This is a genomic window from Acinetobacter sp. SAAs474, from assembly GCF_032823475.1.
Classification (GTDB): domain Bacteria; phylum Pseudomonadota; class Gammaproteobacteria; order Pseudomonadales; family Moraxellaceae; genus Acinetobacter.
Genome location: NZ_CP127915.1, coordinates 1,540,200 through 1,556,388 on the forward strand (window position 1 = coordinate 1,540,200; position 16,189 = coordinate 1,556,388).

A 16,189-nucleotide genomic window follows, 5' to 3' on the forward strand; every position below is an offset into this window, starting at 1 on the left:
TCAATTCGGTATTTGTATTGTGTTTCATATCACCCAACTTGAATCACTACCAACTATATTTAACCATGACCTGAAGGTTGGTTGGTGCACCATAATAGCTATTTAACGCAGATAAATGATATTTCTTATTAAACAGGTTGTTAATATTTAAGTTCGCTGTGAGATGCTGATTAATTTTATAACGTGCCATTAAATCAAGGATCCCATAGCTACCTTGTTCTGATTTAAATGAGTGAGTACGTGTGACATAGGTGTAGATATTACTTTGCCAATTAATTCCAGCGCCGACAGTTAAAGCCTCATCGAACTGCGGTAATGTGTATGAAGTAAATACTTTAGCGACGTTATTGGGTATATCGCTATTGAGGCGATCGCCTTTGTTATCTTGCGATAGATTACGTGCAAAGCTGGCGGAGATTTGCCATAGGTCTGTAAGTTTGCCTGTAGCTTCCAGTTCAAATCCATGACTTTTAGTGCCAGACTCGGCACGATATGGAGATACTGTTTGACCATTGGGGAGTGTAATGGGTGCAGCACCGGTGATGAGTACCGCTTTATTGTCTTCTTTGCTTTGATAAATGGCAGCACCAATATTCAACTGATGATCAAAAAATTCACCTTTAAGGCCAATTTCAGTACTATTACCCACCACAGGATCGATAAAATTACCATTAATATCATATCGATCCTGTGGAGAGAAGATATTGGTATAGCTGGCATAGGCTGTCCAATGTGGTGTGAGATCGTATGTTAATCCAATATACGGAATGATTTTTTTTTCTTGTTGTTTTTTATCTGTGGGACGGGCTGTTTCCGGATATGTTTTAGAAATTCTTTCCCAATGATCAAATCGGGCACCCATAATGATGGCAAGTGGCTCAGTAAGTTTTAAACGCACTGCACTAAAAGCAGAGAGACTTTTTTCATCTGTGCTATACCAGCCATTGGTTTTTAGTTCTGGCTGACTTGGTATATAACCGTTCCAAGTAAAAATATTGTTGATTTCCTTAATATCCCAACCTGTTGAACTTGGGCGTTTATTTTTACTTTTTGTATAGGTGCTTCCAATGACAATTTCATGTGTTTGATCAAATAAATCAAATGTGCCATTGAGTGTGAGATTAAATAAATCTTGGATCGGTTTATATTGCCAACGTGTTCCGTATAGTACTGCACCAGCGCCAGTATCTTTATTAATACCTGAACCTGAAAATACATAGCCGACGATTTCATCGGAAGAGGTGATGGTACGAGAAGCGATCCCATTGAGTTTCCAATGGTCATTGATTTGATGTTCAATGTCGGCAAAATAACCAGTGCTTGAACGATCTGACGTGGACCAATTTGCAGCAGCTGAATCTGAGCGTGACCAATTAATTGCTGTACCATCTGAATAGTAAGTCGGTAAACCACTGCGGGCAATTCCCTTGATATCAATTTGTTGGTAACTTATTCCTATACTGGCTTTGGTATTATCTGATAAATCTGCTTCAATAATGCCATAAGCAACTTTTCGTTCTTCATGATACCGATCAATATAACTATCACCATTTTGATAAGCGAGTATGGTTCTGCCACGAACATGAGCCGATGGTGTCAAAGGGGTTGAAACATCAATATCTGTACGATAATTATTCCATGATCCAGCACTGGCACTGATCGATGATTTAAAATCTGCTAAGGGTTTCTTACGGACCATATTAATGCTTGCACTGGCTGTACCTGCACCCGTCATTAATCCATTTGCACCGCGAACAATTTCAATTCGATCAAAAAGAGCAGTGTCCTGACTTTGGAATATACTTGAATATGAATTCAGTAGTTTTATACCATCGAGTAAATAGTTATCTACAGTTTGTCCTCTTGCATAAATCGGTGAGTTATCCGATCCGATATTTCCGCCTTGTTTAATGGTTAGGCCTGCGGCTTGATTGACAACATCCATCAATTGTGTCAGGTTTTGATCATCCATTTGTTGTCGTGTAATAACACTGACCAATTGAGGTGTTTCTTTTAAACTGAGCGTTAAACCAGTAGATGCAGTTGTTGCTTGGGCTGTGTATAAACCAGTTTCTTCGGTTGTTAAGTGTTGCGTATTATTGGTTTGCATAACAATGGTTGGGAGTTGTGTGATTTTATTTGCTGTTGCTGAGTCTAGCGTTGATGAAAGCATAAAATCTTTGGACTGACTGGCATTATGCTGATTGATGATTTTATCAAGTGCTTTAATGCCAAACCCACCATTTTCGAGTTTAATGGCTTCAAAATTTGCCGGTTGTAAGAGTTTTCTTAAAGCTTGTTCTGCCGAGTAATATCCTGTTAAACCATTACTGGGTAGTTTTGAAAAAGTCTGTGAATCGTAACTAATCGTCATGCCTGTCTGAATAGCCAATTGTTTTAAAACCTGATGGAGTGTTCCTTTGGGGATTGAGAAATTATAGACAGTTGCTGCATAAAGTGTCGTTGATGTTAAGCCACATGTGATCGTTGGAATACCGACTAGAGCGAGACGAATGGCAATTGCTAGGGTATTTTTTATTCGGTCGTTCATCATATAAATATTTATCTAAAAGCATGTTATTTATAAGTCGAATCACTTCAAAAAATAGCTCATTTTTTATGACTTGTGTATCGTATAGATGTTGATGATCATGCATGATGGATCAAAATGATTTTTTAGATTTTATGTGATTGAGCAATAATATCTTGATGATTGGTTATTAAAATCATGGTTGATATTGGTGAAAGTTTAAAAAATAATCTGCAGCGCTTGATCATCATGATTATTTTTTTACATAAAGCATATATGGACTATAAAAATCCAATTTCAGACGATGCGTATACGCTAGACTTTCTAAACTTTGAGGGATGTTTGCCAGTGAAAATACCCCTGATATTGGCAAGTTTTCAATTCTTGAGTCGATAAAATAATGCCCTTTTTTGTAACGATAAAGTTCATTTAAAACCTTTTTTAATGGCCAGTTTTCCACGACCAGTAAATGCTGTGTCCAATACGGACGATCATTTTTCAAGGGAATTGCTTGTGCGATAAAGGTATTGTCAAATACGGTACGATAACCTTGTTGAATCACTTGAGGTGTTTTTTGATCATGGGTATGTATAGCGACAGCATGCTGATAAACATTGAGTTTTGTCTTATGATTTTCATGTCTAACAGTAAATTCTGTACCCAGTGCTTGCATCTGACCATATTCAGTTTTTACAAAAAATGGGCGTTTTTGTTGATCGTGAGCTGTTGCTATATATATTTCACCTTGAACGAGTTCAATCATCCGAGTATTTTTTGAAAAATGAATATTAATATAACTATTGCTGGCTAAGGTTAATTGGGAACCATCGTTGAGTTTAAGATTTTTAATTTCGCCTACATCGGTATGATAATCTGCTTGCCATTTTGTCCAAGGTAGCTGATACACAATACATGAGATGATAAAAAGGCTTGATAGGCTTAAAATTGTATTGTGTTTTAAGGTTTGATTAAATTTATGCTTGGAAGAAGTGAAGGATTCGGATTTTAAGCAAGCAGGTAACTCACTTAGACTGGAGATCAATGTGGTGACTTTTTCGATTGCAAGTGCATTTTCTGGTTTTTGTTGTTTCCATTGTTCAAATTGCTGATATTGTTCATCACTGACTTCACCAGAGTTTAAAATAACGAGCCAGTCGGTCGCTTCATCTAAAACTTTTTCATTAAGCTGTTCTTGAATGGTCATAAAAATAATTTCAACGAGCTTTATTGCTGTAACAGGTGAATACAGGAAAGAAAGGCCAGTTTCATATCCCGTTTAACCGTTGCTTCAGAAATATCTAGTTTATGAGCAATTGCTTTATAGGTTAGGCCATCTAATTGAGAAAATAAAAATACTTGTGTGACTCGTGGTGGTAATTTTTCTAAAATTTTATGTACCTGAAATAAGGTTTCTCTAATACAAATTTCATGCTCGGCTGACGGATGAAATTCTTCTGGCAGTTGAGCCAGCGCCTCCAAATACAAACGTTCAACATGTTGATGACGCCAGTGATCAATAATGACATGTTTTGCAATACCCAATAACCATGCTTTAGGCTCTTTAATATTGTGATGATCGTAACTACTTTTTAAGGCACGATAAAATACCTCATGACTTAAATCTTCAGATTGATGATGGTGCTTAAGTTTACTTTTAAACCAAGATAATAATGTAGTTTGGTGTGTTTGATAAACAAGACTGAACCATAACTGCTTGTTTACATTTAGATTCATAATATAGCCTTATAACAAAACCAATAAAAATTTACTTGAATGGTATTAGATTAAACAATGAGGAGAATAATAATGATTATCATTACTGAAAGCAATAAGCTAAATTACAAACTTTAACATTTATTTTGAGCTGTTTATTTTTTTCATCCGTCTAACTAAACATAGCTGTGTAAAAGCAGTGTCGTGTATTGAAGTGATCTAGTCATGAAATCCTATTTTATTCTGTCGAATGCACAACAGCATTATCGACTTATTGTATTAATACGTATTTTACTTGCGGCATTTGGTGGTTTTGCTGTGGCAAATTTAAGTGTTGCTGCCATCGCGTTACTTTTTCCTGATGAACTTGCCATTGCAACTTATGCTGGTTTTCTATTGAGCTTTGTGGTTTGGCTAGTTTTGATATTGGCGATATTCAGTATCAAAAAAACCATACATGCTGTTTGGTTATGTATTGGAGTACTTTTTAGTTTGGGGTGCTTGCTCAGCATTTTAAAAATTTGGGGAAATACATGAAAGAAGGTTTTCGCCAAAGTATGGCATGGTTACATACATGGACTGGTTTAGTGGTGGGCTGGGTTTTATTTTTTGTATTTTTAACGGGTACGGCAGGTTATGTTCAAGTTGAATTAACTCGATGGATGCAACCTGAAAAGGCTTTACAGTCAAGTGTTACCGTTTCAGAAAATGAACAAATTGATAAAGCATATCATTATTTAAAACATCATTCAGATGCGCAAAATGCTGAGCGTTGGGGCATTAATTTGCAAACCAATCAACGTGGATCTGATGATTTTGCTGTCAATTGGACATCGTTATCAAAAGAACCAAATTCGCAAGGACAATATCATCATAAAATACTGGATACGACATCCGGCCAAGTTATTTCTCAACAAATTCAGCCTCGTGAAACTGGTGGTGGTTTTACACTCTATCGTATGCATTATGCACTACATTACATTCCGTATGATTGGGGAATTCGCATTGTAGGAATATGCACGATGCTGATGTTTATTGCCATTATTTCAGGGGTAATTACCCATAAAAAAATACTTAAAGATTTCTTTACCTTTAGGCCAGCCAAAGGTCAGCGTTCTTGGCTGGATGCCCATAATGTGATAAGCGTCATTGCATTACCGTTTTATCTTATGATTACTTATAGTGGTCTGATTTTCTTTGCAAATGCCTATATGCCTTTGGCTGTTCCGATGATCTATGGCGCAGGAGAAAAGCAGACAGAACGTTATTATGCTGAACTTTATCCAAACTCCCGTTTTAATCAAGATCATGCTCAACCGACCAAAGCAATCGGTGAGATCAAAGACCAGTTCGTTGCAATTCAGCCTTTACTGGCAAAAGTTCAAAATGAATGGGGGGCTAAAGATAAAATTAGTCAGGTTAATTTTTATCCTGAACAAGGGGCAAACCCTGCGAAAATTGAATTTTACCAGACAGGTAGCGACACGATTGCCAGAAAGCGCACATCTTTAAGTTTTAATTTATATACAGGTCAAAAGATCGCTCAAGATCAATCTAATCAAGAAAAAGCACCAATGATATTTGGGACAACAGTATTGGGATTACATGAGGGATTATTTGCTTCACCTTTGCTACGCATTTTCTATGTTATCACTGGTTTTCTAGGTACTGCAATGATCGCTACGGGGTTAGTCTTGTGGACGGTTAAACGTCGACCAAAACAATTAAAGGCAGCTCAAATGAGTTTTGGGCATGCATTGGTTGAACGCTTAAATATTGCCATGATTGCTGGATTACCACTTGCTATAGCAATTTATTTCTGGGCAAACCGATTGATCCCAGCTAATTTTCCACATCGTGCTGATTGGGAAGTACATAGTTTATATATCACCTTATTATTGAGTTTTCTATATGGCTTAAGCAGGCCGATAGTTCGTGCTTGGATTGAACTATTAGCGATAGCTGCTGTGGCCTATTTATTACTGCCTTTACTTAATGTTGTAACGACAGAACGTCATTTAGGTATATCTCTTCTACATCAGGACTGGGTCTTAGCCAGTATTGATATTGGTTTTATACTACTCGGTGTCATGCTGGCTTGGGCAAGCTATAGCGTTTGGCGTAAACGCGATCTCATTTTAAAGCCAGTAGTTAAAAAAACTAAAAAGCATAGCGTATCAAAGCGAGAGGCACCTATTGAATTAGCACATTCAGAGGACGTGTCATGAATATATTATCGATCCATATTTTAATCGCACTATTGTTGAGTTATATCGGATTATTCGCATTAAACCTTACCATGGAGCGAAATGCCAAGCTGATCTTAAAGCAGCCTTTATCTATCAAGAAAAATCAGATGATTAAAGTTTTGGGCTGGATGTGTCTCGTATTTTCATTATTCAACAGTATATGGGCATGGGGAGGTCCCATTGGTATTACCGCATGGTTTGGTGTGATTACAGTGATTGCTGGAGTCATTGTTTTTATCCAATCCTATCGAGCAAGACTCAATTTAAACTTATCCATCATCGCATTTTTTGTCGTGATTGGATTGCAAGTTCTGCGATGGTAAATGAGTAAGTTTTATGAGTAATCAATGTATAGATGTAACAAAAAAACGCACCTTATTCGGTGGAAATTTAAAATATATTCTTGGATTTGTTATTTTTATTTTATTGATGGTCGCGGGGATATATTGGAAAAAAATATCAACAAAGCCAGCAGTATCATATAGTCAATGGAATAAACCGGTTCCTGTACGTATCACGCCCGTGCAGCGTAATGATTTAGATATTGAAATTAAGGCGATTGGTACGGTTGTTCCAGCGCATATTGTCAATGTACAAAGTCAAGTTTCTGGTGTATTACAACGGTTGTACTTTAAAGAAGGACAGTGGGTTAAAAAGGGGCAGTTATTGGCTCAAATTGATCCTGCTGCTTTTGAAGTTGCTTTAGCACAGGCGGAAGGTCTAAGACAGCAAAACCTTGCACAATTACATCATGCACAAACAGAACTGCTACGTTATCAATTACTGTTTAAACAGGACTCTATTGCAAAACAACAAGTTGAACAGCAACAGGCACTTGTAAATCAACTTAAAGGCCAAATGCAATCCCATCGTGCACAAGTACATGCAGCAAAATTACAATTATCGTATACCAAAATTTATTCGCCGATTGATGGCCGTGTTGGTTTTAAGCAAAAAGATACCGGTAATTTGCTCCAAGCCAATGAAAGTACAGGTTTGGTCACCATTACCCAAGTTCATCCAATTTATGTACAGTTTGCAGTCGCTGAACATCATTTAATGGGATTACGTGAAAGCTTAACATCAAATCATCAACTGCAAGCCAGTGCATGGGATAAAGCAGAGCAAAAACAGTTGGCAATTGGTCATATACAAGCATTAGATAATCAAATTGATCTCAGTACAGGCACAGTCAAGTTAAAGGCCGTATTTGATAATCGTGATGATCGGTTATTTCCAAATCAATTTGTCAATATCCGTTTAAGTTCACAGATTATTAAAAATGCCGTCAATATTCCAAGTGATGCAGTTCAACATGGTGCAAAAGGTTCTTATGTTTATATCATCAATAAAAATAATCGAGCAGAACTTAAAACCGTTAAATTGGGGTTGAGCAGTAAGGGGCAAGTTGAAGTTTTAGATGGTTTGAATGGCACTGAAAAAGTGGTGCTTGAGGGTATTGATCGTCTATCAGAAGGTAAAGAAGTCAATATTATTTCTGATCAACAATCATCTCGCTTTGTCACAGAATCAGCTGCTGGATAAATCATGAATATTTCACGGTTCTTTATTTTACGTCCAATTGCAACAATATTACTGATGTTGGCATTGTTGTTGAGTGGTCTGCTGGTTTGGAGAGTACTTCCAATATCGGCTTTACCACAAGTTGATTATCCTGTTATTCAGATCTATACCTTTCAACCGGGTGCCAATCCAGACACAGTACAACGAACGATTACTGTGCCACTGGAGCGTGAATTGGGGAAAATTGCCGGTTTAAGGCAAATGTCATCCAGTAGTTCGATTGCAGCCTCTGTAATTACATTACAATTCGATCTAAATGCTGAGCTGGCTGTAGTGGAACAAGAGGTTCAGTCTGCATTAAGTATTGCAAGCAGTAAATTACCCGATGATTTACCAACAGCACCGATTTATCGTAAAGTTAATCCAGCCGATGTTCCTGTAATTACCTTAGCCATTAGTTCAGAAACATTACCTCTAAGTACAGTCTACGACATGGTCGATACTCGTATTGCACAAAAATTGTCGCAATTGACTGGTGTCGGTATGGTCAGTCTTGCAGGAGGCCAGAGGCCAGCCATCCGAGTACAAATCAATCCAACTGCACTCGCAAATTATAAAATAAGTACAGAGGATATTCGATCAAGCATTAATGCCGCAAATGCCAATCAGCCAAAAGGAAGCTTTGATGGACCATTTCGGACCACAATGTTGGATGCTAATGATCAGATTCGCTCAATTGCCGATTATGAAACTTTAATTTTACGCTGGAACAATGGCGCACCTATTCGTTTAAAAGATGTTGCAACAGTCATTGAAGGCAGTGAAGATCGTTATATGGCCGCATGGGCAGATAGTCAATCTGCAATCTTGGTCAACGTACAACGCCAACCAGATGCCAATGTCATTCAGGTTGCAGATCAAATTAAACATCTGCTACCTGAGTTACAAAAAAATCTGCCCGAGAACGTTAAAATTCGTATTTTGACAGATCGAACTGAAAGTATTCGCAGTTCAATTGATGATGTACAACAAGAATTAGTTTTTGCAGTATGTCTGGTCATGATGGTGACATTGCTGTTTCTAAGAAATTTATCCGCCACGATTATTCCTGTTATTGCTGTACCATTATCGATTGTTGCTACATTTGTTGTCATGTATTGGCTGGGCTTTTCGATCAATAACTTGACTCTGATGGCACTGACGATTGCTACAGGCTTTGTTGTCGATGATGCCATTGTCATGTTGGAAAATATCACCCGGCATCGAGAATCAGGTGAAAATTTATTACAGGCTGCATTAAAAGGTTCTCGAGAAATTGGTTTTACCTTGATTTCACTGACTTTTTCTTTAATTGCAGTATTGATTCCCTTGCTATTTATGGGAGATGTTGTTGGGCGTTTATTTCATGAATTTGCCGTCACCTTAGCTGCAGCAATCGCATTATCTCTGATTGTTTCTCTAACACTTACCCCGATGATGTGTGCATATTTACTTAAAAATAATCGACATACCGCATCAAGAAGTCGCTGGAGTTTGGATTGGATTATTCAACAATATGCGCGTGGTTTACAGTGGGTTTTTAAGCACCAAACCTTCACTTTGCTTGTGATGTTAAGCACCATTATATTAGCAGGCGTAATGTACTGGATGATTCCCAAAGGGTTTTTTCCAGTACAAGACAGTGGGGTCATTCAAGTGATCACAGAAGCACCTGATGATATTTCTTTTCAAGCGATGACTGAACGTCAACAAGCATTAGCACAAAAAATTTTAATAGATCCTGCTGTTGAGAGTTTATCCTCATTTATTGGGGTTGATGCCAATAATCCAAAGCTGAGTAATGGTCGAATTTTAATTAATTTAAAACCGTATGCTGAACGTGATAGTGCATCACAGGTCATGATGCGTTTGCGAAAACAATTTGATCAGGTTCAAGGAATTCAAGGTTGGATGCAGCCTGTGCAAGAGTTAAGTCTTGAAGATATTATTAGTCGAACCCAGTATCAATTGAGCCTTAGCACGACAAATTATCAAGATTTGCAACATTGGACCAGCATTTTAGTTGATGCTTTGGCTCAACGGCCAGAGTTGATTGATGTAACCAGTAATGGTCATGGATTGGGCTTACAAGCCTTTATTGATGTCAATCGTGATGCCGCAGCACGCTTGGATTTAAGTCTTGAAGACATTAGTCTTGCCTTACAAAACTTGTTTGCACAGCGACAGATTGCAACATTATATACCCAGTCCAATCAATATCGTATTGTATTGGAGCTTGTGCCAGAATCGATACAACACGTTGATGATTTGGCACAAGTTTATATTCATAAGCATAGTGGCGAAGCTATTTTGTTGAGTTCAGTCGCCACCATTGTACAAAAACGTGTTCCAATGCTTTTGCAACAACAATCACAGTTTCCAGTCAATAATGTGTCCTTTAATTTAGCAGAAGGTGTGGCATTGGGGGAGGCAATTCAGGCTATTCATCAAGTTGAACAACAATTAAATTTACCGGTTGAGGTCAAAGTTAAATTACAAGGCGCTGCGGCAGCTTATGAACATTCAAAACAACATACCTTCTGGTTGGTGATTGCTGCGATTGTCACCATGTATATTGTGCTAGGGATATTGTATGAAAGCTTGATTCATCCTATTACTATTCTTTCTACTTTACCTTCGGCTGCAATTGGCGCCTTATTCGCTCTATTTATCGTGAATCGTCCATTAGATATGCTAGCATTAATCGGCATTATTCTATTGATTGGCTTAGTCAAAAAAAATGGCATTATGATGGTGGATTTTGCTTTAGCTGCCCAACGTCATGAAGGAATGTCACCACAACAGGCCATTTACCAAGCTGCTTTAATGCGTTTTCGCCCAATTTTAATGACGACTTTGGCTGCATTAGCAGGTGCTATTCCATTGATATTGGCATCGGGTGCAGGAGCGGAGTTAAGACAACCACTGGGAATTGTCATGTTGGGAGGATTGTTATTCAGCCAAATTCTTACACTTTTTACAACACCCGCCGTTTATTTGTTTTTTGATCGTTTACAGCAATCTTTGCGGCGATCGGCTTCAAACTCAGACCAAGTGATTGCAGATGATAACGGGAGAGGGCTTTGAAACTTCTCTCGACATTTATTGATCGACCAGTGGCCAGTATGTTAATTGCAGTTGCAATTTTTTTGTTGGGTATCTTGGCGTATTTACGTTTACCTGTTGCCGCTTTACCACAAGCAGATATTCCCACGATTGTCGTGCGTGCTCATTTACCCGGTGCCAGTCCTGAAAGTATGTCAGCAACAGTAGTAACACCATTAGAACGTGCGATGATGGGTGTTTCTGGTGTAAAGATGATAAATTCATCAAGCAATCAAGGTGCAGCACAAATTATTTTAAATTTTGATTTGGCGACAGATATTAATGAAGCGGCAAGAGAGGTACAGGCTGCAATTAATGTCGCAATGTCACAATTGCCTTCAGGTATGCCCAGCCCCCCTAAATATTTTAAGCTCAATCCAAGTCAAAGTCCTATTTTTTACTTAGCATTGAGTTCAGCCAATTTATCTGCAGGTCAATTGTATGAAATTGCGAGTGATTTATTACAGCCAAGTTTGGCACAGATCAATGGGGTAGGAGAGGTTTCTATTGATGGAGCATCCATGCCTGCCGTACGGATTATCTTTAATGCGAATGCGCTCATTTCACAAAATGTCACTTTAGAGCAAGTACGAGAAGCGATTGTAAAAAGTAACCGTACTCAAGCATTGGGTGTGGTTGAAACTGAGCAATTACGTTGGCAAGTTGCTCTTTCTGATCATTTAAAAACAGCCGCAGATTTCGCTAATCTTGCAGTTTATCGTAATAATCAAACCATTGTACGCTTAAAAGATATTGCACAAGTTCAGGATTCAGTAGAAAACCGTTATGTGAGTGGTTTTCATAATGGTCAACCTGCGGTGATTATTAAAATTAGCCGACAACCGAATGCCAATACTGTTGCAACGATTGAGAAAATTAAAGCAAAACTACCTGAATTAAACATGATGCTATCAGGACGTGCTCAGCTGACGACAGTCATGGATGGATCAACAAATATTCAAGCAGGTTTGCAGGAAGCACGAAATACATTATTGCTTGCAATTGTTTTGGTCGTGATTGTTGTGGCATTGATGCTGGGCAGAATACAAAGTGCCTTAATTCCTGCTGTCGCATTAATTGTGGTATTGATTGGTGCAAGTAGTTTCGTGTATTGGGCTGGATTTTCACTTAATCATTTGTCAATTATGGCAGTCATTGTCGCAATTGGGCTGGTGGTTGATGATGCAATTGTCGTTCTGGAAAATATTGAACGTCATATTGAGCAAGGTGAACAACCGATTCAGGCGGCATTAAAAGGAATTCAAGAAGTTGCCACGACTTTGATTGCAATGAATTTAGCTTTAGTGGTGATTTTTATTTCTATTTTATTTATGGGGGGCGTGATTGAGCGTCTTTTTAGGGAGTTCTCGTTAACATTGGTGTTTATTGTGATGTTATCTGTGGTGATTTCACTGATATTGACACCTAGCTTATCTGCCCGTTATTTACAACCTTTAGCACAGTACCAGTATCAAACTTTATATCAGTATAGCCATCATTGGATGCAAAAACTAACACAGACGTATTTAGCTTCACTCAAGTGGATGCTTAAGCATCATTATGTGGTTATTTTATTGTGGCTAACTGCAATCAGCGGTTCTGTTTATCTTTATCAAATATTACCTAAAACTGTATTACCTGAACAGGATACAGGACAAGTTGAGGTATTTATTCGGGGTGATGATGGATTTTCATTTCAGATTATGCAGCCTAAGATAGCGACGTTTACTAAAGGTTTATTGAAAGATCCTGCTGTACAAAATGTAGTTGGCGTTTCAGGTGGTTCAGATGGCACCAGCAATTCATTTTTAATGGTGAGCTTAAAATCTAGAGCTGAACGAGATGGCCAAACGGCGGATGAAATTGTTGAGCGTTTAAAACAAAATGCACCGTGGCAAGCTGGTGCTATTTTCTCAGCACAAATAAAGCAAGTACTTGAACTGGATAATCCATTTGGCAGTCATGGGCAAGATTATATGTTACTGCTGCAGTCGGATAATGTTGCATTGTTACGTGATTGGATTCCTAAAGTTGCACTCGCAATGCAAAAACTTCCTCAACTTGAAGAGGTTGAATCAATCGGAGATGAAGGTGTACAGCATGTTAAATTGGATATTGATCGTGAAAAAGCCCGACACTTCGGTGTAAATATAGACAGTATTGCGAGTGTTTTAAATAATTCATTTTCACAACGTCAAATCTCAACAATTTATGATCAACGACAGCAGTTTCATGTCGTCATGGAAATTGATAGGCACTCTACTGAACAGCCAGAAGCTTTAGCCAATATTCGAGTACCAAATCAACACGGTACCCCCGTTCCATTGAGTAACTTTGCCACATGGTCCTATGGCATTAGTAATGATCGGGTTTATCGCCGTCATCAATCTGCGGCAATGGGTATTGGCTATGTTGTAAAACCAGAATATAGCCATGAACAAGCTGACGCTGCGATTCGTTCAGTCTTGGCTGAACTGATGTTACCCAATGAAATTTTTATGACCAGTGATCAAGAAGCAGAGGAACAGAGTTTACAAAGTGGTTTAAGTACACCAGTACTTATTTTAGTGGTGATGTTATTGATTTATATCGTGCTCGGTGTGACCTATGAAAGTGTCATTCATCCTTTTACGATTTTGTCCAGTATACCTGCAGTTGCTTTAGGTGCTTTGCTAACACTGTGGATGTTTAATTTTCATTTTACCCTTATTGCTTTATTAGGCATGTTTTTACTGATTGGGATTGTGGTAAAAAATGCCATCTTATTGATTGATTTTACGTTAATCGAACGGCAAAAGGGCAAATCAGCTTATCAAGCCATATTATCAGCAGCAGAACTTCGATTTAGAGCGATTTTAATGACCAATATTGCAGCATTATTGGCTGCGATTCCATTGGCACTCAGTTGGGGAGAAGGTGCAGAATTACGCCAACCATTGGGTATCGTGATTGTCGGTGGCTTAGCACTCGGGCAATTACTCACTTTATATACCACGCCAGTATTGTATTTAATCTTAGAAAAATATGCTGATTTTTTTATAAGATCAAAAAATAAGTATGTGACTGATTTAGGTGAATAGGAAAGAAGATGCGAAGTTTAATCTATAAAAATCTAGTAAGCCTCAGCTGCATATTCATTTTAACGGCCTGTAGCTCTAATGCTGTACGATATCCTGTTGCATATAGCGCTCCGATCATAGAAACAGATGATCGATATCAATATGCAGATTTAAATTGGACAGCAACGTCAGTCATTAAAATTTCTGCTGAGCAATGGTGGCATATTTATCAAGATCCGATTTTAAGCCAGTTAATACAGCAATTGAATCAAGAAAATTTAACCTTACAACAAGCTGAAGCACGTTATCAGCAAGCACAAGCACTACTTGATATACAGCGTGCTCATCGTTTTCCCAATATTACCGTCAATACTGCTGCAAATCGTAATGGCGCTAAGCATAGCAGTATAAATAATCAATTTGGATCAGCAATTCAAGCCAGTTGGATACCAGATCTATGGGGAAGAGTGGCGAAAGCAATTGAAGGACAGCAAGCGAATCTCGCAGCAAATCATGCCGATTTAGATGCTGTAAAATTAAATCAACAGCTTTTAGCCATAGAAGCCTATTGGAATATTCGTGTGCTTGATGCACAGTTCGATCTACTGCAACATACCGAAAATAGCTATCTTCGCTTTGTACAAATCTTAAACAATCAATACACTGCTGGCATGATTGCTCGTGCGGATGTTATACAGGCAGAAGCACAGTTAAAACAGGTACAAATTCAACTGGTTGAAAGTGTTCGTGCTCGAAATTTACAACAAAATATTTTAGCCGTATTACAAGGTAAAAGTGTTGCTCAATTTCAATTGGTGAAACAAAAGCAAACATTTATAGTGCCATATGTTCCCACTCAACTACCGAGTCGATTATTGATACAGCGTCCTGATGTGATTCGTGCAGAACGTGAGTTAGCAATCACACATGCTGAGCTTGGTTTAGCACAAACAGCATGGCTTCCTGATGTCACGATTGGTTTAAATGGAAGTCTAAATAGTCAAATTTTGAGTACTCTTTTCCAATCACCACAATATTTATGGTCTACAGGTTTACAGGCTGTAGCCCTTGTTTTTGATGGTGGAAAACGACGTGCAGAAGTTGCTCAGGCTCAAGCGAGTTATGCTGAAAAATTAGCAGCATATAAACAATCGATATTAATCGGTTGGAAAGATGTTGAAGATGCGTTATTGCAGGTTGCAAGTTTTCAACAGCAACACACTGAACAAGAAAAATTATTTGCTTTAGCGATCGAAAATGAACAAGTTGCCAATCAGCGCTATCAGGCTGGCTTAGTCACGTATTTAGAAGTTGTCACTGCGCAAAACTTAAGACTGCAGGTCGAACAAGACCAGTTGCAGTTAAAGTTATCACAATTAAAGAATACAGCACAATTGATTGCAGCATTGGGTGGGAAGGTGAAATAAGCCTTGTAAAGCATTGTGATATTCCAGTTACTTTTCTAGCGATATTTTATTTCAGTTAAATGAATAGTGTAATCACTGAAAATAAGATGACGATAGTTGGTACATGTAAGAGTTAGAAAATGTCATCATTTTTTTATTGATATCAGGATAATTTATTTTGTTAAGCCAGAAAAAAAAATTAGCGATACAACAACTTATTATTGAAATATTGAATAAACACGTTGCTGGATTAGCCGTGGATCAGCTTTATATTCAAATCAATATGGTTAAATCTTGTAGTTTAGCAAGTATTTATCGAATACTGTCTGAAATGAGAAAATTAGGTATCGTTCGTAAAACTGAATTCGCTCGTCAAAAAGCCATTTATACGATGGCGCAACAGCAGTTAAATTGCAGTGTAATGGATGTGTCGACGAGTGAAATATCGCCATGTATTGACCAAGATATTTTGCTTGATTTTAAGCAACTACTCGATAAATATCAAAATGAGTTCACCAATATGGATGTTGTACTATATAAAAAATAAACACATTTTGTGTCAAG

The 16,189-nt window shown here is 38.0% G+C and carries 11 protein-coding genes; 8 read left to right on the forward strand and 3 right to left on the reverse strand.

What is annotated here, in order from left to right; all coding sequences use genetic code 11:
* Positions 1-46: 46 nt before the first annotated feature.
* From QSG86_RS08225 to QSG86_RS08235, 3 genes are all read right to left on the reverse strand, one after another.
* Positions 47-2,554 carry a TonB-dependent siderophore receptor gene (locus QSG86_RS08225; protein ID WP_317031038.1) on the reverse strand — a complete coding sequence of 836 codons (2,508 nt, stop codon included), beginning with the start codon at positions 2,552-2,554 and terminating at the stop codon, positions 47-49.
* A 229-nt stretch (positions 2,555-2,783) separates the two neighbouring features.
* Positions 2,784-3,734, reverse strand: coding sequence for a FecR domain-containing protein (locus tag QSG86_RS08230; protein ID WP_317031039.1), 951 nt, complete (start codon positions 3,732-3,734; stop codon positions 2,784-2,786).
* 20 nt (positions 3,735-3,754) lie between these two features.
* Positions 3,755-4,264, reverse strand: a complete 510-nt coding sequence (locus QSG86_RS08235; RefSeq protein ID WP_317031040.1) for a sigma-70 family RNA polymerase sigma factor — start codon at positions 4,262-4,264, stop codon at positions 3,755-3,757.
* Between the two features lie 204 nt (positions 4,265-4,468).
* Here QSG86_RS08235 and QSG86_RS08240 point away from each other — a divergent pair, with 204 nt between their 5' ends.
* The 8 genes from QSG86_RS08240 to QSG86_RS08275 all read left to right on the forward strand — a co-directional run bounded on the left by QSG86_RS08240 (position 4,469) and on the right by QSG86_RS08275 (position 16,172).
* Positions 4,469-4,780 (forward strand): hypothetical protein, encoded by a 312-nt coding sequence (locus tag QSG86_RS08240; protein WP_317031041.1) that lies wholly within the window; start codon positions 4,469-4,471, stop codon positions 4,778-4,780.
* On the forward strand, positions 4,777-6,471 hold the full coding sequence (locus tag QSG86_RS08245) for a PepSY-associated TM helix domain-containing protein (protein WP_317031042.1): 1,695 nt from the start codon (positions 4,777-4,779) through the stop codon (positions 6,469-6,471). The genes QSG86_RS08240 and QSG86_RS08245 overlap by 4 nt, the downstream gene beginning before the upstream one ends.
* Positions 6,468-6,815, forward strand: a complete 348-nt coding sequence (locus QSG86_RS08250) for a DUF3325 domain-containing protein (protein WP_317031043.1) — start codon at positions 6,468-6,470, stop codon at positions 6,813-6,815. The genes QSG86_RS08245 and QSG86_RS08250 overlap by 4 nt, the downstream gene beginning before the upstream one ends.
* 13 nt (positions 6,816-6,828) lie before the next feature.
* Positions 6,829-8,037: an efflux RND transporter periplasmic adaptor subunit gene (locus QSG86_RS08255; protein WP_317031044.1), complete on the forward strand. Its 1,209-nt coding sequence runs from the start codon at positions 6,829-6,831 to the stop codon at positions 8,035-8,037.
* Between the two features lie 3 nt (positions 8,038-8,040).
* Positions 8,041-11,142 carry an efflux RND transporter permease subunit gene (locus QSG86_RS08260; protein WP_317031045.1) on the forward strand — a complete coding sequence of 1,034 codons (3,102 nt, stop codon included), beginning with the start codon at positions 8,041-8,043 and terminating at the stop codon, positions 11,140-11,142.
* Positions 11,139-14,240, forward strand: coding sequence for an efflux RND transporter permease subunit (locus tag QSG86_RS08265; protein ID WP_317031046.1), 3,102 nt, complete (start codon positions 11,139-11,141; stop codon positions 14,238-14,240). The genes QSG86_RS08260 and QSG86_RS08265 overlap by 4 nt, the downstream gene beginning before the upstream one ends.
* An 8-nt stretch (positions 14,241-14,248) precedes the next feature.
* Complete coding sequence (locus QSG86_RS08270) at positions 14,249-15,646, forward strand: efflux transporter outer membrane subunit (RefSeq protein ID WP_317031047.1); 1,398 nt, start codon at positions 14,249-14,251, stop codon at positions 15,644-15,646.
* A gap of 157 nt (positions 15,647-15,803) precedes the next feature.
* The gene (locus QSG86_RS08275) at positions 15,804-16,172 is read left to right on the forward strand and encodes a transcriptional repressor (RefSeq protein ID WP_317031048.1); all 369 of its coding nucleotides are present in this window, start codon (positions 15,804-15,806) and stop codon (positions 16,170-16,172) included.
* The last annotated feature ends 17 nt before the right edge of the window (positions 16,173-16,189 follow it).